The sequence below is a fragment of the Parabacteroides sp. ASF519 genome, assembly GCF_000364265.2.
Taxonomy (GTDB): Bacteria; Bacteroidota; Bacteroidia; order Bacteroidales; family Tannerellaceae; genus Parabacteroides; species Parabacteroides goldsteinii.
Genome location: NZ_AQFV02000006.1, coordinates 1,853,858 through 1,872,368, shown reverse-complemented (window position 1 = coordinate 1,872,368; position 18,511 = coordinate 1,853,858). Strand labels below are relative to the sequence as shown.

The following is an 18,511-nucleotide window of genomic DNA, read 5'->3' as shown; positions in this document are numbered from 1 at the left end:
TACACTTGTTATCCCAAAAGCAGTCTTGACAATTCGGAACATCTATGCTTTTGGGACGGATAACTTCCCGCCGGCCAACAGATAACTATTCGTTGGCGAACGGATACCTACTTATCGGAATCAACTTCCTGTGTAAGGCATCCTTCAGGCGGATCCGCTATTTTTCAATCAGTTATCTATCCTGAAATCTGAAAGGTGAAGTTTGAAAACTTTATTGGAGGGCAGTTTACAGAACGATGGACTCGCTCAATGGAGGTTAAAAATGAATCTCTTTCCGTTCCGGCAATGCCGGCATCAGTTATCGTTACCTGTCATCCGGCAATGTGACTTTTTAAATTAGTTCTTTCATCTCTTATAAATAGACAAAGGAGGTACTGTTACATACCTCCTTACCTATTGTCTCTTAAGTGCTTACCCTGTAAAGTTACCCTGTACACCCTAGTCGGTTAGGGTGTACACCTCATCCCGCTACCCTGTACACCGTAGTTGGTTACCCTATACACCGTATTCAATTCCTCCGTACAGGCCAGTAACACTAACTAACTACTAATAAACTAGTTGATAGTAGCTTTTAATATAATAGCCAGTAACCTATGAGAGAACATTCGATGACAATTTCACCACGCTGACACAACTGTTATGCACAACTGTTGGCAAACATACGAGCTATGAATGGTTCATTTATTATCAAATGTGAGCTATATTTTCTTACTAAAGAACCAGGAGAAAAGAACATAAAAAAAATTACCTGTTGTTTTATACAAATCACTTTCGTACTTTTGTAAGCTACTATAGAGATAAAAATGAAACAATATTTAGAATTGCTGAATCGCGTATTAGCCGAGGGAGTGAGGAAGGAAGACCGTACAGGTACCGGTACACAAAGTATTTTCGGCCATCAAATGCGATTCAATCTGGAAGAGGGATTTCCTCTGCTTACGACGAAGAAGCTGCATCTGAAGTCTATCATTTATGAATTACTCTGGTTCCTTCAAGGGGATACCAATGCAAAATATTTGCAGGAACATGGAGTGCGTATCTGGAATGAATGGGCAAACCCCGACGGGAACCTGGGACATATCTACGGTTTCCAGTGGCGCTCGTGGCCGGACTATAAAGGTGGTTCTATCGACCAGATCAGCGAAGCTGTCGAAACGATCAAACATAATCCGGATTCCCGACGGATCATTGTCAGTGCCTGGAATGTGGGTGACCTGGATAATATGAACCTCCCGCCTTGTCATGCGTTCTTCCAGTTTTATGTGGCGAACGGACGCCTGAGTTTACAGATGTATCAGCGCAGTGCGGATATATTCCTGGGCGTACCTTTCAATATTGCTTCTTACGCATTATTATTACAAATGATGGCACAAGCGACAGGACTTATAGCCGGAGATTTCGTTCATACGCTGGGGGATGCTCATATCTATAGCAATCACCTCGAACAGGTAAAGCTTCAGCTTACCCGCGAACCGCGTCCTCTTCCCCGGATGGAAATAAATCCGGACGTAAAAAACATCTTCGATTTCAAATACGAAGATTTCAACCTGACCGGTTATGACCCGCATCCCCATATCAAAGGAGAAGTGGCGGTATAGGGAATTGAAAATTTAGAATTGAAAATTAAAGAGAGAGTATACACATTACTAATAAATCGATAAGTTTATGAGTACTATTTCAATCATTGCCGCTATTGCAGAGAACAATGCGATTGGTAAAAACAACAAGTTGTTATGGCGTCTGCCTGCCGATATGCGACGTTTTAAAGATTTGACAACCGGCCACGCCGTAATCATGGGACGTAAAACGTTCGAATCTCTGCCCAAAGGACCGCTTCCAAATCGGAAGAATGTAGTCCTGACCACTTTGCCGGAAGCAGGTTTTGTAAACTGCTTCGCCTGCGAATCAATGGGTTCGGCACTGGATATCTGTGAAAAAGAAGATGAAATATTCATCCTCGGCGGTGCATTGGTGTATCGTCAGGCTTTACGCATCGCAGACAAAATGTACATCACCCGTGTACATGGTGAGTTTAAAGATGCCGATACTTTCTTCCCGGTCGTAAACTGGGATTTATGGGAAGAAGTGGAACGCCAGGAATTCCCGGCTGATGCAAAACATGCTTATCCGTACACATTCCTGACTTACGTTCGCAAGAAATAAAAGAAAGTACAGATAGTTTCCTGTTCACGAGGGCCTCATAAATGTTTTTGACGCCCTCGTGAATGTTTATGAGGACGTCGAAAACAATAACCTTCCTATAGAAATCCTGAACCTTACACCTCCTCATTGCTTATTACCACGCCAATTCATTATTACACCTTATTAACAAACAGTTTACATCTTTTTACCCTTTCTTTGTATCTATATAGCAAAGAACGTTGTTTAACATGTAAACCCATATAGATATGAAGATAAAAGCTATTATTGTTTCCGCCCTGATACTATGCTGTATTTCAGCGGTTATCATGTATACAAATGCGGCACAACCTAAAAATGAAAGCAAAATGATTACCGAGGCTATTCAAGGTAAAAATACACCGCAACTCATCAAAGCGCTGATCAGCCGGATGAAAGAACAACTGGATGTGAATGACGATGACTTCCCCAAACTTATCAAGGAAGTGGAAAACTATGCGGCCGAATGTAAAGAACCGGCTTCTACAGCCGTACTCCATTCGATGGTTGCCGAAATGTACAATCAGTATTATACGATGAACCGCTGGAAGATTAATCAGCGGACCGACCTGGCCGGATACGTTCCCGAAGATATCCGCGAATGGACTTCAAACCTTTTCACGAATAAGATAAAGGAAGAATTGACTGCATCCCTGCAACCGGCGAAGCTGTTGCAGGAAACACCGGTATCCGATTTCAAAGCCATACTGGAGACTGGAAAAGACACGCCAGCCCTACGCCCTACATTATATGACTTTCTGGCGTTCCGTGCTCTTGATATCGCTCCTTCCACAGAGATATATGAAGAACTTATTGCCTATCTGAACACGCAACCGGACAAAAAAGCAGCCATGCTTGCCAACCTGGACTATCTGAGATTCAAATATACCACCCGCTATTCCGAACAGGCAAGAGAAAATTATACATCCGCATTGGATAGCCTGTTAGCTATCTACGGTAATAAAGACTATTCTGTGGAAATTATTGCCGCTAAACTGAATAACGGATTTTACGGATATGGAACAGAAGCCAATATGGATTCTCTGAAAGCTGCCGAGTACGAACTTTGCAAAGAAACAATTGCCCGCTTTCCGAACTATGAACGGATCGGCCTGATAAAAAACAGGCTGGCCAATATGCAAAACCCGTTCCTGCAAGTCAACACAGACAATACTGTATATCCGGGGAAAAAACTGACTCTAAAACTCACATATCAAAATATCCGGCAGATTACCGCCCGCATATACAAGAGTTTGAAAACTCCGCAACAGACACTTAATTATAATGCCCAGGATACTGCAAACAATTTGGGAACCCTGGTCAAAGAAGTTACTTTTTCATTAAAAGTACCGAATACCTATACCGAGCTGGATACGAGCCTCGTCATCCCGATGGACCAGACAGGATTGTATGAATGTGTTATTACTGCTCCCGGAACGGCGCTGAAAACGAACAATCTATTCGAGGTAAGCCGCCTGGCTGCCGTTTCGCGCAGTATGCAAAATGGAAATACGGAGGTATTGGTGACCGATTATTTAAGTGGCAAACCAATCACTGATGCCTCAGTAACTTATTATTCGGGAAAACGCCGTGAGATGCAACCACAGGGAACCGTAAAAACAGATAAAGACGGCATCGCTGTCTTTCCACATAAACGCGATATGATGGCTTATCAAGTGGCCCGTCCGGGAGATTCACAAACAATGCTGACAGCCGTTTATCCGAACGGACGACGGGAAATCAGCCAGACAAAACGTCCGGAACTGGCCTTGTTTACAGACCGCGGACTTTACCGCCCGGGACAAAATATGTATTTCAAAGGAATCGCTTACACAAATACGACCGACAAGCCTCATGCCATCGAAGGCGAAACGTTCAAAGTAACTCTCAGGGATGCGAACTGGAAAGAAGTGGCCACCAAAGAGTTCAAGACGAATAAATTCGGTTCTTTCAACGGTGAATTCACTTTGCCTCAGCAAACCCTTGGAGGAATGTTCACGCTGTCTACCGAATATCAAAGTGTAAATGTCCGTGTAGAGGAATACAAACGTCCCACTTTCTTCATTGATTTACTTCCCGTAAAAGGTGAAATTACGTTCGGCGACCTGGTGACAATCCAGGGAAAGGCACAGACTTTTTCCGGTATCTCCCTGCAAAGCGGAGAGATTACTTACCGTATCAACAAACGTCCCTTCTGGTTACGTAGCTACATCAGTAGTTTTTCTAATGAACAAGTAGCAGAAGGACAGGTTACTGTGAACAGCGACGGGACATTCTCTTTCAGTTTCCGTCCGGAAAAATCTAGTAGCAATCTCCCTGCCTATCAAAGTTATCTGGTCACAGCCACATTAACCGACAGCAATGGTGAAACCCAGGAAGCGACTTCCGTATTCTCTGTCGGGACATCTAGTATTGTCCTGAATACCGACCTTTCCGGACAACTCGACAAAGATTCTGTAAAAGCTTCCGTATCGGCACAAACACTGAACGGTGAAAAAATAACAGTGAATGGAACTTATACGATAAACAGATTGGGCGACACCGAAAAACCATCCAAATACGGAATCATTGAATACGAAGTAAAAGAACAGGTGGCAACCGGTAATTTTACATCCGGCAAAACGATTGATAAAAATGTATTCGCCAAACTAGCTTCCGGCCGTTATCAGATCAAGCTGGATGCAAATGATTCACAAGGACGCCCGGTTACTACAAAGCAGGATTTCATCCTATATAGTTTACGCGACAAAAGACCGCCGGTATTCATGCATACCTGGATGTTAGATGAAAAAGTCTGGTGTCTTCCCGGTGAAGAGGCGAAGATATTGTTTGGCACATCCGACAAAGACGCACATATTTTATATGAACTTTACCAGGACAACCAATGTATTTCACGCAAACGCATCGTACTGAGTAATGAGAATCATCTCTTCCGTATCCCATTCATGGAAAGCTACGGAGAAGGAGTCGTGGCACAATTTACCTTTGTAAAAGACGGCAAATTATATACATCACGAACTGATATTAAACGCCAACAACCGAATCTCTCTTTGGCAATCAAACCGATTACCTTCCGTGACCACTTGCTACCCGGCAATAAGGAGACATGGAAATTCAGGATTTTAGATGCAGACTCCATGCCTGTTATGGCAGAAATGCTGGCCAGCATGTACGACGCGTCATTAGATAAAATATTACCGTCCGGTTCCTTCAGATGGAATTTCGACCTGAGAAGATATTTCTACTTGTCTGCCCCCTCTTTCAACAGAGGTATCGGCATGGATGACAGGACAGCCTATAAATCAGAAGAGTCGAAAAATGTCAATGTTCCGGATTATCAATATGACCGTTTGAACTGGCAAGGAATCATGAATTTCAGAAACCGGGGAATGTATGCCGGAGGTATCATGATGAAGTCGGCAGCCCCTATGGCCGCTGCTGAAGCACAGGTTATCGGTTACAGAACGAATGACGCTGCAACCGCTACCGGAAATGTAGAAATGGTTGCAGACGATGAAGTAGAGGAATCAGGCATGGCTGTCTTCTCTCTGGCAGACGGTGCTCCGGCTGAAAAGGGAATGTCAGAGCAGCAAGTTGTCCAGATACGCGAAAACTTCAACGAAACCGCTTTCTTCTATCCGTCATTACTGACGAATGAGGAGGGAGACGTCATGGTACAGTTCACGTTACCGGAAAGCAATACGACCTGGAAGTTCCAGGCACTGGCCAATACGGAAGACATGAAATACGGCATGCTGACCAAAGAAGTCATCAGCAGCAAACCGTTGATGGTATTGCCGAACCTGCCACGCTTCATGCGCCAGGGTGACGAAGTATCCGTCAGCACACAGGTTATCAACAATTCAAAAGCGACTATCAACGGACGTGTCAGCCTTGAATTGTTCGACCCGGCAACCGACCAGCCGGTTATCTGCCTGACAAAATCGCAAAAGCCGTTTACCTTGTCTGCCGACAGCATCACCACCGCTTCATGGACCTTCCGCGTACCGGAGACCACCAATCTGATTGGTTGCCGCATCGTAGCAGATTCCGAATCCGGCAGTGACGGTGAACAACATTTGATTCCGGTTCTCTCCAACCAAATACTGGTAACGGAAAGCATACCTTTCTACCTGATGGAGAACGGAGAAAAACGAATCCGGTTGTCAGGAAAGAATGGAACGGACAGCCGCAATCCGTTCAGAATGACATTGGAACTGACAGGCAATCCTATCTGGTACGCCGTACAGGCTTTGCCTACGCTTACCCAACCGACAAATGACAATGTCATTTCCTGGTTCGCCTCTTATTATAGCAATACGCTGGCTTATTATATCGCAACAGCCAATCCGCGCATCCAAAAAGTAATCAGCCAGTGGAAGGCACAGGGCGGAACCGCTTCTACCCTTTATTCAAATCTCCAGAAGAATCAAGAGCTGAAGAATATCCTGCTGGAAGAAACTCCCTGGGTGCTGGCTGCCGAGAATGAAACGGAACAAAAGCAGCGTTTATCCCTGTTGTTTGATATGAACCGGGCTGCACAACAACGCGAAGTAGCCATGCAACAAATAGTAAAGCTACAGAACGAAGATGGCGGATGGAGCTGGTTCAAAGGTTTCCCGGCAAGCCGCGAAATAACACTGTCTATCCTGAAAGGTATGTCACAATTGGTTGAAATGAGTGCCGTACAATACGGACAGCAGGAAAAGGAAATGCAGATGAAAGCGCTCAAATACCTGGACAAACAAATGCAGTCCGATTATGAAAGCCTGCAAAAGAACAACAAGAAATGGCAGAGCAGCGTTCCGAACGCATTGCAACTCGAATTTCTTTATGTCCGCAGCGCTTACCGCGACATTCCGGAACTGGGTGATGCCCGCGAAGCAATCCGTTTCTATACAACGCAGGCAGAAAAGACCTGGAACGAACAATCCCTTTACGGAAAAGGCGAAATCGCCCTGCTGATGTACCGCAACGGCAAAAAAGAAGTTGCCAATACGATATTGGCCTGGTTGCGCAAAACAGCCACCACGACCGCCGAACAGGGAATGTATTGGGCCAATAACCGGAGAGGCAACAGTTATTTCACTTCGCCGATCGACACTCATTGCCTGCTGATGAAAGTGTTCAATACCTTATCGCAAGACAAGAAAGAGACCGACCGTATGAAACAATGGCTGTTGAACCAGAAACGTACGCAGAACTGGGAATCTGTTCCTGCAACGCTGAATGCCATCTACGCATTAATTCTGACCGGAAACGACTGGCTGAATGAAAATAATACCTGCACCGTAACATGGGGCGGCAAAACATACAGCACAGCTGAAGATGAAACAGCAACCGGTTATCTGAAGGTGGTACTGGATGAAAAAGAAATTTCTTCCGGTAGTAATTCCATTTCCATTCGGAAGGAAGGAAATACGCCTGCCTGGGGAGCCGTTTACGAACAGTATTTCGAAAACATCGACAAAGTAGAAAAACAGAAAGGTGTACTCAATGTTGAAAAGAAATTATTCATCGAAAACAACAGCGGCAGCGGTTTACAAATTGTACCGGTAGAAAACGGAAAACTCCGCGTCGGAGACAAAGTAATCATACGCCTGACTATCCGGACAGACCGCGAAATGGATTACGTATTCCTGAAAGACCTGCGCGCCGGCTGTTTCGAACCTGCCAACCAGCTATCAGGGACACAGTTCAGAGACGGAGTCGCCTATTACCAGTCGCCTACGGATGTTTCCGAAAACTTCTTCTTCAGCCGCCTGCCGGAAGGAACTTTCGTGATCGAATATCCGGTTTACGTGTCCCGCACCGGTGAATATGCCGGAGGACTAAGTTCCATCCAATGCCTGTACGCACCTGAATTTGTGTCACATACGGAAGGGAATAATCTCACGGTTAATTGAAAATTAAAAATTGGAAATTGAAAATCAGGGATTGAATATGAAGAGTAGCAGAATGTTCTTATATCCGTCCAAAGGTAATTTTCAATTTTCAATTCTCAATTTTCAATTCAATTGTCTATCTTTGTAGAATAAACAATAGCTAAATAAAAAGTAAAATGAAACAGATTATTTTTATTTTTATGGCAATCCTGCTTGCTACAGGAATGGCCTCAGCTCAGAAAAAAGCTGTTATCGCAGCAGACGAAACCTCTCATGACTTTGGACAGATAAAAGAAGCTGATGGAAAAGTTTCCGCGACATTTGTCGTAAAAAACACAGGGGATGCGCCGTTGGCGATTACCCGCGTCATCGCTTCCTGCGGATGTACCACCCCGGAATGGACAAAAGAACCGATCGCTCCGGGAGCAAGCGGAAACATCAAGATAACATACGATCCGAAAGGACGTCCCGGTCCGTTCTCAAAAACAATTTCAGTTTACAGCAACGGAAAAACCGGAAGTTTTATCCTGACGATACGGGGAGAGGTAATTTGATTTCCAACAAGCAAAACTAAAAACAAAGAATGCTGAATATGAAAAGACTGAGCTTTATCCTTTGCAGCATATTATTCTTTGCTGTGCATATGGCAGCACAGAACGGAGCTCAGATAAGTGCAGACGAACTGACGTACAACTTCGGTACAATCGCTGAAGCTGACGGATTGGCCAGTCATACTTTTGAAATAAAGAATACGGGAGACGGCCCACTCGTCATCACCCGTGTTACAGCGTCTTGCGGTTGTACGCAACCGGAATGGACAAAAGAGCCGGTCGCTCCGGGAAAAACGGGCAATGTAAAAGTAACTTACAACCCCAAAGGTCGTCCCGGCCCTTTTTATAAAACTATTTCCATATTCAGCAATGGTAAGAAAGGCAGTTATACACTGGCAATCAAAGGGAATGTGACACCGAAACCGCTTACACCGGTTCTAATTTACCCGTATTCGATAGGCGACCTGAAGATGCAGACCAAGACGGTACTGTACAGCAGTATCCGCCCCGACGAAACACTGGGTGAAAAGATCAGCGTAAAGAATGAAGGAAAGACGACCCTGACAATCCATCCGGGAAAAGTGCCTCATTTCCTGACTGTCGAAGTACGTCCAACCCAACTGGCACCGGATGAAGTCGGTGAAATAACTTTACTTCTCGATGCCAAAGCAACCAAAAGAAAAGGCCGGGTTACAACAGAAATACCTTTAACGATCGAAAGTATCGGTCAGAAAGAAGTTTCCGGCGGAGTACACGTCGCAGCCAATATCATCGACAACTTCGGTAAACTTTCGGCTGCGGAAAAGGCACAGGCACCGATTGCACAGTTGTCCGGCACATTACTTGACTTCGGTAAATTACCGGAAAAAGGAGGTTTCATTCCTCTGATCGGTGGAAAAGTGACCGGTACTGTCGAAGTAACCAACACCGGGAAATCTCCGCTTATCATCCACAGCTTTACCAGCGACGATGAACGGGTTGATATTTCAGGAGGAAAAAGAGAAGTAAAACCGGGAACAACGGCGACATTTAAAATATCAGTCCGTCCGCGAGAGATCAAGACGAAACTGGAAGCACTAGTAAATATTGTTTGTAACGACCCGAACGGTCCTGTTCGCCTGATAAAGGTAACAGCAGAGAAATAATAAGCCAATTAAAACAATGTGCCAATATGCCAATGTCTTTTTCGATTGGCATATTGGCACATTAGCACATTAAATAATTATTCATCATGGAACATCCCGAAAACGACGATCTTTACAGAGGATTAAAGGTAAACAAGGGAGTAGCCGACGTACCGACTGTAAACCCATACCTCAAAAAAAAATTACGCAGAGAATATACCCCTTCCGAGTTCGTCGAAGGGATACTGAAAGGTAATATAACCATCCTCAGCCAGGCTGTCACGCTAGTTGAAAGTGCGAAATATGAACATCAGCAAATAGCCCAGGAAATCATTGAAAAATGTCTTCCGCATGCAGGCAAATCAGTCCGTATCGGTATTACGGGTGTTCCCGGAGCCGGGAAAAGTACGTCTATCGATGCTTTCGGCATGCACCTGATCAAAGAAGGACGCAAACTGGCTGTATTGGCTATCGATCCGAGCAGCGAACGATCCAAAGGTAGTATTCTCGGTGACAAAACCCGTATGGAAGCCCTGTCACGTGAGAAAAATGCGTTTATCCGCCCTTCCCCCTCGGCAGGATCATTGGGAGGTGTTGCCCGCAAAACACGCGAAACGATCGTTTTGTGCGAAGCTGCCGGCTTCAATACCGTGTTCGTTGAAACGGTAGGTGTCGGACAGAGTGAAACGGCTGTTCACTCGATGGTCGACTTCTTCCTGCTCATCCAGTTAGCCGGCACAGGTGACGAGTTGCAGGGCATCAAGCGTGGTATTATGGAAATGGCAGACGGGATCATCATCAATAAGGCGGATGGCGACAATATCGATAAGGCAAAGCTGGCTGCTGCCCAGTTCAAGAATGCTTTGCACCTTTTTCCACCCGCTGATTCCGGATGGTTTCCTAAGGTGCTGACTTACTCCGGATATTATAATTTAGGTATCAAGGAAATCTGGGATATGGTCGGCGAATATATGGAATTTACTAAAAAGAACGGTTATTTCGACTATAAGCGGAACGAACAAGCCAAATATTGGATGTACGAAAGCATCAATGATACATTACGGGAAACATTCTATCACAATCCGGCTGTGGAAAGCATGCTGTCTTCCACCGAACAACAGGTGCTGAAAAATGAGATCAGTTCATTCGTAGCTGCCAAAAGAATGATGGACCTGTTCCTGGAAAACCTGTCAAAGAAATAAACTTAATTGATATATAAAAAGAAAGCCCGTCGGATCAAATGATTCAACGGGCTTTCTTTTTATATTCTCTTTTTCAATGCCGGATCAGATAGAAGACACACGCAGTGTATTCAGCAGATCACGGTTGATCGGTTTGTCATTTTTGATCGCTTTTGAGAACGGAACATATACGATCTGGTCATTCTGGATACCCATCATGACATTACGCTGATCATCCAGCAAAGCATCAACGGCTGCAACTCCCATGCGGGTAGCCAGAATACGGTCCTGGGCAGTCGGAGATCCGCCACGCTGCAAGTGTCCGAGGATAGATACACGGACATCAAATTGCGGATATTCAGTTTTCACACGTTCGGCCACTCCCATGGCACCGCCGGTTACTTCACTTTCTGCAACCAATACGATACTACTGTTCTTCGATTTACGGAAACCGTTTTCGATCATTTCTGCCAACTGGTCTTTTTCCATGGAGATTTCCGGGATAATAGCCGCTTCGGCACCTGAAGCAATCGCACCGTTCAAAGCCAGGAAACCGGCATCACGTCCCATCACTTCGATAAAGAACAGACGGTCGTGGGAAGTGGCTGTATCACGTATCTTATCCACACATTCCATGATCGTGTTCAATGCCGTATCATAACCGATCGTTACATCCGTACCATATAAGTCATTATCGATCGTACCGGGAACACCGACTATCGGATAATTGAACTCCTGTGCAAAGATGCGCGCACCGGTCAACGTTCCGTCACCACCGATAGCGATCAGGGCGTCGATCCCCTCTTCCATTAACTTGTCGTATGCCTGCTTACGGCCTTCGGGAGTCTTGAACTCCAAACAACGAGCTGTCTTCAATATTGTTCCACCACGCTGGATGATGTTACTTACATTTTGTGTCTTGAACTCTTCAATCTCACCTGTAATCAATCCTCTGTATCCTCGGAAAATACCTTTAACTCTCATCCCGTTATAGATAGCGGAACGCGTCACTGCACGGATGGCAGCGTTCATTCCGGGAGCATCACCTCCGGACGTTAAAATGCCAATACATTTAATTGTAGACATAGCGTCTTTATTTTAAATTATTCGCGGCAAAAATAGTAATTATTTACCAACATTCTTTCATTTTCTCTTAAACTTCATGAAATCTTAACCGTTTTATCATCGGCTTGCATTCAACTCCCGAATACGCACGGCAACCTCTTCCATCAGCCATTTAGGGGTTGATGTGGCGCCGCAGACTCCTACACGGCGGACACCGGCAGGCAGCGGTTCGGTTATCTCTTTTACCTCAGAAATAAAGAGAGTATTCGGATTTGCTTTCCGGCATTCTTCCAGCAACATCTTACCGTTCGAACTTTTCTTTCCCGCCACAAAATAAACCCAGTCATGGCTGGAAGCAAAGGCCTTTATATTCGGAAGGCGGTTTGCCACCTGACGGCAAATCGTATCGTGGTATTCAAAACGGGCATCCTCCGTTTTCCGTTTATATATTTCTTCCACGATCTTACGGAACCCGTCCAAAGACTTTGTCGTCTGGGAGAAAAGACAAATATCACGGCTGAAATCCAAACGGTCCAGGTCTTCTATCTTTTCAACCACAATGGCCGTACCATCAGTCTGGCCGACAAGGCCGTTTACTTCGGCATGTCCTTTTTTACCGTAAATCACCAGCTGTGTATTATTTTCACGCGTCTCTTGATAACATTTATGTATCTTCCGTTGCAACTGGAGCACGACCGGACACGTTGCATCGACGATCGTTATCTCATTCTGCTTTGCAATCTCGTAGGTAGAAGGAGGTTCTCCATGTGCACGAAGCAAGACTTTTTTTCCTTTCAGCTTCGAAAATTCATGGTGATCGATAGTGCGTAATCCCTGTGCCTGAAGACGTTCTACCTCCAGGCTGTTATGTACAATGTCACCCAGGCAATACAGGATATCAGTGTTATCCAGTTCACGTTCAGCGCTTTCAATAGCTGTAACAACTCCAAAACAGAATCCGGAACCTTTATCTATTTCGACTTCAATCATGATTATTTATTCCACCGCAGCTTTATTAAATTGAACAAGAAGCCACGCTTTTTGTTCAGCGATAGTCATATGCGAATTATCCAGCACCACAGCATCATCGGCCTGGCGCAGCGGACTTTCTTTACGGGTAGAATCGATACGATCCCGCGTCTTCACGTTTTCAAGTACTTCTTCGAAAGAAGCGGCCTCACCTTTTGCTTTCAGTTCATCCAGACGGCGCTGTGCACGTACTTCCGGGCTGGCTGTCACATAAATTTTCAACTCTGCCTCCGGGAATACAACCGTACCTATATCTCTTCCGTCCATGATTATACCCTTCTCCTTGCCCATTTCCTGCTGCATGGCAACCAGTGCACGGCGAACGAAACCCAAAGTCGCTACCGGACTAACCCATCTGGCTACTTCCATTCCACGGATTTCCTTTTCAACCTTCACGCCATTCAGATAAGTATCCGGACGACCGGTTTCCGGATTAAACCGGAGAGATATATGGATATCATTCATCGATTCCTGCAGTTTTTCTTCATCGATCTGATCCCCTTTAAACAAATTATGCTGTATACAATATAATGTAACAGCACGATACATGGCACCGGTATCAATATATGTATAACCAATTTCCTTTGCCAGATCTTTTGCCATAGTACTTTTCCCCGTAGAGGAAACACCGTCTATAGCGATTACTATCTTTTTCATTCTTACATTTATTTATATTTCCTAAGGTTTAAAATCGGCCAGCGTAGTCGAAACACTCATCATCATCGACATAGCCGACGGATGATATTTAGCAAAAGAGACACCGACATCAAACATCTTTATCTTCACGCCGGCCCCGGCAGAAAAGCCAGCCAACCCGTTTCCGCCTCCCTGCAGTTTCATATCCATTTTAGTCTTCGGATTGAATCCCACCCCAATCCAGAAGTTTTCGCTGGGTATATAATCGATACCGATTACCAGGTGCTTAAATAATGCTTTGGCAAAATTATCACCTTTATAATCTTTATCCGCATTATCTATATAATCAAATTTCCAACGATTCAGATACATAGCCGTTAGTGACAAACGCAAAGGGGCATGGTTCATCTTTTTAGAAATCCCCATCTGGATATCCCACGGCATTTTTTGGCGGTCTTCATAATAAGGCTTCAACTGTGCCCCGATATTTTTCAGTACGACACCGAATGAAAACTCCTTTTCCGAATTGTAATAACTCAGCCCGGCATCGAAACATACCCCCAACGAGGTGTAAATATCATAATTGGAATAAAGGAACTTCATAGAGACACCGCCCCGCCAGCGTTCGGACAGATCATACGAAAAGAAACCGTTCACAGCGATATCACTGGCTGTGAAGTCACCTGTCGACTGATTATTCTCATCCATTCCCTTGAATTTTCCGTTATGGAAATAATGGACTCCTGCTCCCCAGGCTCCACGTTCACGAAATGCTTTAGTAAACAGGGCACTCCCCACGTTCACATCTGCAATATAGTTCATGTAATCCAGATTGATCATCCCGTCCATTTCACCTCCAAGCAGCGCCGGGTTGTGAAAGATAAGGGACGGATCACGTTCTACCAATGACACGGTATGCCCCCCCAAAGCATTAGCTCTGGCAGATGAAGGTAAAGTCAGAAATTCAAACACCTGATCTCCGGATTGTGCCGCGACCGATTGTAAAACGAAAGAAAAGAACAATATAATTAATGTATGTCTCATATTTTCTTAACAAAATGCGTACAAAGATAAAATGCAGTTATAACATATTCCATAAAGAGAAACGGAAAAAACAAGAAAAAGGTATATAAACACCATTATTTTTATTTTGGTTCAAAAATAAAGTGAAAATATTGAAGTATTTCTCCCTTTTTATATTTGGATATAAAATAATTTGTATTTTTGCAGTACAGGAAAACACATCTTTAAACATTATAAGAGTATGGAAGTTAAGAAATCACCGAAAGCGGACTTGGAAAGAGGCAAAACACTCGGTATCCTGATGGGTATGGTTGTGGGTTTGGCTGTTCTGTTCGTTGGGTTCGAATGGGGAACCCGTGATATCGAAATCGTCAAGAATGAAGGCGTAGCTGATATCATCGCTGAAGAAGAAATTGAAATTACAAGACCGGAGGACACTCCTCCGCCTCCACCGCCACCCCCTGCACCGGCTGCCGTAGAACAGCTGAACATCGTGGATGACGACGTGGAACTGGACCAAGTGGATATCATCTCATCTGAGGACGACCAAAGTTCTGCACAGGTAGAAGCCTATGTAGCTCCGGCAGTCGTTGAAGAAGAAGAAGAATCCGCTCAACAGATCTTTACCGTTGTAGAAACAATGCCGGAATTCCCGGGTGGACAGGGAGCACTGCTTCAGTTCCTCGCCAAATCCATCAAATATCCGGTTATTGCACAGGAAAACGGTATTCAAGGTCGTGTTACTTGTTCATTCGTGGTTAATAAGGACGGTTCAATCGTTGACGCAGAAGTTATCCGCGGTGTAGACCCTTCTTTGGATAAAGAAGCTATCCGTGTGATCAACACCATGCCGAAATGGTCTCCTGGTAAGCAGAGAGGTAAACCAGTACGTGTTAAATATACAGTACCTGTTACCTTCAGATTGCAATAATATTTTTTTAAACATACTAAAAAAGGCTGCTGTGAACTTGCAGCCTTTTTTATTTCGTCTTATCCGTAATTTTAATCTATATGTTGTCTTTCAATGAGATCCTGGAAAAAGTAGAACATGAAATTTCCCAACTGAGTTTTGAATACCCCCCAAAAGTTTATATGATCCAATAGAGTATATCCTGTCGCTTGGAGGAAAAAGGATCCGTCCGGCACTGGCTTTAATGGCCTGTAATTTATATAAAGAAAATATTGATAACGTCATCAACCCGGCATTGGGCGTTGAAGTATTCCACAACTTCACCCTACTTCATGATGACCTGATGGATAAGGCTGATAAAAGAAGAAATAAACCGACCGTCCATAAAGTATGGAACGACAATACGGCCATCCTTTCGGGAGATGCCATGCTGATTGCAGCTTACCAACTGATCGGAAAAACAGAACCGGACTATTTAAAAGAAGTATTCGACCTGTTCACAGAAACAGCACTCGAAATATGCGGAGGACAGCAATATGATATGGAATTTGAATCCCGCATGGATGTTACCGAGCCCGAATATATAGAAATGATCCGGTTAAAAACAGCAGTTTTACTGGCTTGCAGTTTAAAAATAGGAGCGATTACAGGCGGTGCATCCAAAGAAGACGCTGCCAACCTGTATGACTTCGGCATAAACATCGGACTGGCTTTTCAGCTACAGGATGATTTGCTGGACGTCTATGGAGACACTGCCACTTTCGGGAAAAATATCGGGGGCGACATCACCTGCAATAAAAAGACATTCCTGCTGATACATGCGTTTGAACTGGCTTCACCCGAACAAAAAGCGGTCCTGAATGACTGGATCGGCAAAACGACATTTGTAGCGGCAGAAAAGATCGAAGCTGTCACAGCTATATATAATGAATTGCATCTGAAAGATATTACCATAGCAAAAATGCAGGGATATTACGATAAGGCAATGGAGCATTTATCCCGATTGAACGTTGCCCCGGAGAAATTAAACATATTAAAAGAGGTCAGTAACCGTTTAATGTACCGCCAGTCTTAAAAAGATGAAACTAATAGATACGCACAACCATTTGTATCTGGAAGATTTCGATCCGGAACAAGATGTACTGGTAAACGCTGCCCGTGAATCGGGCATCGATACACTCCTGCTCCCCAATGTAGATGTCGAAACTATCGGCCGGATGCATGACCTATGTGATCGTTTTCCTGATTTTGCCTATCCAATGATGGGGTTACATCCGACCAGTGTGGACGGAAACTATGCCGGAAATCTAAAAACAACAGAATCCTATTTGGGGAAACGGGCTTACTGTGGAATCGGGGAAATCGGGATCGACCTCTACTGGGATAAAACCTATCTGAAAGAACAAAAAATAGTCTTTGAAGAACAGTTGCGATGGAGTATCGACCTGGACTTGCCGGTTGCCATCCACACCCGTGAAGCCTATTCCGAGGTATTGGACAGTATCCATAAAGTCGGTGCGGACAAATTAAAGGGTGTTTTTCATAGCTTTACCGGTACAACAGACGAATTGGAGGAGATCGGAAAGCTAAAAAATTTCAAACTGGGAATCAATGGTGTCATAACTTTCAAAAATTCGAAACTGTCGGAAACTATTCAATGCACCGACATGAATCATATAGTACTGGAAACCGACGCTCCCTACCTGGCTCCGGTGCCCTACAGAGGGAGAAGAAATGAGCCTGTATATATATGGAAGACGGTAGAGAAGGTAGCGGACACATTCGGTCTTACGCTTGATGAAACCGTACAAATAACAAGAAAAAACGCCTTGGATTTATTCAAAATTCCAAATAAAAAGGCTTAGTTTCAAATTTTAAGGTCAGATGCAAAATTTATTCCCTCAGATATTGTGTATATGTCAAGCAAAAACTTTAGATTTGTGCACTGAAACGTTTGCATATGGGAATTTTTTCGTATTTTGCGCTCGTTTTAGAGGAGACGAAGGCTGAAAATTGGAGAGATGCTCGAGTGGTTGAAGAGGCACGCCTGGAAAGCGTGTATACGCCTAAAGTGTATCGCGGGTTCGAATCCCGCTCTCTCCGCTTAAATACCATGAGGATATTATTAACAACAAAAATAAAAACAAATAAGAGAATTATTAATCTTAAAAATTAAACACACAATGAAAAAGTATTTTGCAAAAACATTCTTGGGTATTTGCGCCCTTGGAACTTCTACTGTAGCTTTTGCTCAAGACGCTACTGAACAAGTTGTTGAAGGTGGCATGTATCAGGCTTTAAAAACTAAGTTTATCGAAGGTGGTGCCGACTTCATGAGTTTGGTTGCTATCGCTTTGATTTTCGGTTTGGCTTTCTGCCTTGAAAGAATTATTTACCTGAACTTGGCTGAAACTAATTCAAGCAAATTATTAAAAGGTATTGAAGATGCACTTGATAAAGGTGATGTAGAAGGAGCAAAAGCTATCGCTCGTGATACAAGAGGTCCTATCGCATCTATCGCTTATCAGGGTTTGATGAGAATCGACCAGGGTATCGACGTTGTTGAAAAATCAATCGTTTCTTACGGTGGTGTACAGGGTGGTCTTTTGGAAAAGAACATGTCATGGATCACATTGTTTATCGCTATGGCTCCGTCATTAGGATTCTTGGGTACTGTAGTAGGTATGATCATGGCGTTCGATAAAATCGAACAGGTTGGTGATATCAGCCCGACGGTTGTTGCCGGTGGTATGAAAGTGGCCTTGATTACAACTGTAGGTGGTTTGATCGTAGCTTTGATCCTTCAGGTATTCTATAACTATTTGTTGAGCAAATTGGAAGCTATCCTGAACCAGATGGAAGATGCTTCAATCACATTGATCGACATGGTTATCAAATACAACCTTAAATTCAAAAAATAATTTAGAAT

At 44.1% G+C, this 18,511-nt stretch carries 13 protein-coding genes, 1 tRNA gene and 1 pseudogene; 11 read left to right on the top strand and 4 right to left on the bottom strand.

The genetic code is table 11. The features are described 5' to 3' along the window. The first annotated feature begins 803 nt into the window (after positions 1 to 803). The 6 genes from C825_RS07310 (at position 804) to meaB (ending at position 10,940) form a co-directional block, all read left to right on the top strand. The gene (locus C825_RS07310; RefSeq protein WP_010801992.1) at positions 804 to 1,598 is read left to right on the top strand and encodes a thymidylate synthase; all 795 of its coding nucleotides are present in this window, start codon (positions 804 to 806) and stop codon (positions 1,596 to 1,598) included. A gap of 67 nt (positions 1,599 to 1,665) precedes the next feature. Next, positions 1,666 to 2,163 (top strand): dihydrofolate reductase, encoded by a 498-nt coding sequence (locus C825_RS07305; RefSeq protein ID WP_007654866.1) that lies wholly within the window; start codon positions 1,666 to 1,668, stop codon positions 2,161 to 2,163. A 245-nt stretch (positions 2,164 to 2,408) separates the two neighbouring features. After that, positions 2,409 to 8,084, top strand: a complete 5,676-nt coding sequence (locus C825_RS07300) for an alpha-2-macroglobulin family protein (RefSeq protein WP_010801991.1) — start codon at positions 2,409 to 2,411, stop codon at positions 8,082 to 8,084. 155 nt (positions 8,085 to 8,239) lie between these two features. After that, positions 8,240 to 8,617, top strand: coding sequence for a DUF1573 domain-containing protein (locus tag C825_RS07295; protein WP_007654868.1), 378 nt, complete (start codon positions 8,240 to 8,242; stop codon positions 8,615 to 8,617). A gap of 29 nt (positions 8,618 to 8,646) precedes the next feature. Further along, positions 8,647 to 9,759, top strand: a complete 1,113-nt coding sequence (locus tag C825_RS07290; protein WP_044214795.1) for a DUF1573 domain-containing protein — start codon at positions 8,647 to 8,649, stop codon at positions 9,757 to 9,759. Between the two features lie 86 nt (positions 9,760 to 9,845). Further along, positions 9,846 to 10,940 carry a methylmalonyl Co-A mutase-associated GTPase MeaB gene (gene meaB, locus C825_RS07285; RefSeq protein ID WP_010801989.1) on the top strand — a complete coding sequence of 365 codons (1,095 nt, stop codon included), beginning with the start codon at positions 9,846 to 9,848 and terminating at the stop codon, positions 10,938 to 10,940. An 84-nt stretch (positions 10,941 to 11,024) separates the two neighbouring features. Here meaB and pfkA read toward each other — a convergent pair whose 3' ends face one another. The 4 genes from pfkA to porQ form a co-directional block, all read right to left on the bottom strand. Further along, positions 11,025 to 12,005, bottom strand: a complete 981-nt coding sequence (gene pfkA, locus C825_RS07280; protein WP_007654871.1) for a 6-phosphofructokinase — start codon at positions 12,003 to 12,005, stop codon at positions 11,025 to 11,027. Between the two features lie 96 nt (positions 12,006 to 12,101). Next, positions 12,102 to 12,974: a 4-hydroxy-3-methylbut-2-enyl diphosphate reductase gene (locus C825_RS07275; RefSeq protein WP_010801988.1), complete on the bottom strand. Its 873-nt coding sequence runs from the start codon at positions 12,972 to 12,974 to the stop codon at positions 12,102 to 12,104. A 6-nt stretch (positions 12,975 to 12,980) separates the two neighbouring features. Continuing rightward, positions 12,981 to 13,670 (bottom strand): (d)CMP kinase, encoded by a 690-nt coding sequence (cmk, locus tag C825_RS07270; protein WP_010801987.1) that lies wholly within the window; start codon positions 13,668 to 13,670, stop codon positions 12,981 to 12,983. A 21-nt stretch (positions 13,671 to 13,691) separates the two neighbouring features. Then, positions 13,692 to 14,693, bottom strand: coding sequence for a type IX secretion system protein PorQ (gene porQ, locus C825_RS07265; RefSeq protein WP_007654880.1), 1,002 nt, complete (start codon positions 14,691 to 14,693; stop codon positions 13,692 to 13,694). Positions 14,694 to 14,913: 220 nt separating this feature from the next. Between porQ and C825_RS07260 the strand changes: the two genes are divergently transcribed. From C825_RS07260 to C825_RS07240, 5 genes and pseudogenes are all read left to right on the top strand, one after another. After that, a complete protein-coding gene (locus tag C825_RS07260; RefSeq protein ID WP_010801986.1) occupies positions 14,914 to 15,603 on the top strand; it encodes an energy transducer TonB in 690 nt (229 codons plus the stop codon). 80 nt (positions 15,604 to 15,683) lie between these two features. Then, a pseudogene (locus tag C825_RS07255) lies at positions 15,684 to 16,657 on the top strand (polyprenyl synthetase family protein). A 4-nt stretch (positions 16,658 to 16,661) separates the two neighbouring features. Beyond that, positions 16,662 to 17,447 carry a TatD family hydrolase gene (locus C825_RS07250; protein WP_010801985.1) on the top strand — a complete coding sequence of 262 codons (786 nt, stop codon included), beginning with the start codon at positions 16,662 to 16,664 and terminating at the stop codon, positions 17,445 to 17,447. Positions 17,448 to 17,597: 150 nt separating this feature from the next. Continuing rightward, positions 17,598 to 17,685: transfer RNA gene (locus tag C825_RS07245), tRNA-Ser, on the top strand. An 80-nt stretch (positions 17,686 to 17,765) separates the two neighbouring features. Further along, positions 17,766 to 18,503, top strand: a complete 738-nt coding sequence (locus tag C825_RS07240; protein ID WP_007654887.1) for a MotA/TolQ/ExbB proton channel family protein — start codon at positions 17,766 to 17,768, stop codon at positions 18,501 to 18,503. Positions 18,504 to 18,511: the final 8 nt, after the last annotated feature.

What these genes read in the sequence shown, in the direction of transcription:
- C825_RS07260 (WP_010801986.1), top strand. Translation starts at nt 14,914, where the DNA reads ATGGAAGTTAAGAAATCACCGAAAGCGGACTTGGAAAGAGGCAAAACA.
- cmk (WP_010801987.1), bottom strand. Translation starts at nt 13,670, where the DNA reads ATGAAAAAGATAGTAATCGCTATAGACGGTGTTTCCTCTACGGGGAAA.
- C825_RS07300 (WP_010801991.1), top strand. Translation starts at nt 2,409, where the DNA reads ATGAAGATAAAAGCTATTATTGTTTCCGCCCTGATACTATGCTGTATT.
- C825_RS07295 (WP_007654868.1), top strand. Translation starts at nt 8,240, where the DNA reads ATGAAACAGATTATTTTTATTTTTATGGCAATCCTGCTTGCTACAGGA.
- C825_RS07240 (WP_007654887.1), top strand. Translation starts at nt 17,766, where the DNA reads ATGAAAAAGTATTTTGCAAAAACATTCTTGGGTATTTGCGCCCTTGGA.
- C825_RS07310 (WP_010801992.1), top strand. Translation starts at nt 804, where the DNA reads ATGAAACAATATTTAGAATTGCTGAATCGCGTATTAGCCGAGGGAGTG.
- C825_RS07305 (WP_007654866.1), top strand. Translation starts at nt 1,666, where the DNA reads ATGAGTACTATTTCAATCATTGCCGCTATTGCAGAGAACAATGCGATT.
- pfkA (WP_007654871.1), bottom strand. Translation starts at nt 12,005, where the DNA reads ATGTCTACAATTAAATGTATTGGCATTTTAACGTCCGGAGGTGATGCT.
- C825_RS07290 (WP_044214795.1), top strand. Translation starts at nt 8,647, where the DNA reads ATGCTGAATATGAAAAGACTGAGCTTTATCCTTTGCAGCATATTATTC.
- C825_RS07275 (WP_010801988.1), bottom strand. Translation starts at nt 12,974, where the DNA reads ATGATTGAAGTCGAAATAGATAAAGGTTCCGGATTCTGTTTTGGAGTT.
- meaB (WP_010801989.1), top strand. Translation starts at nt 9,846, where the DNA reads ATGGAACATCCCGAAAACGACGATCTTTACAGAGGATTAAAGGTAAAC.
- porQ (WP_007654880.1), bottom strand. Translation starts at nt 14,693, where the DNA reads ATGAGACATACATTAATTATATTGTTCTTTTCTTTCGTTTTACAATCG.
- C825_RS07250 (WP_010801985.1), top strand. Translation starts at nt 16,662, where the DNA reads ATGAAACTAATAGATACGCACAACCATTTGTATCTGGAAGATTTCGAT.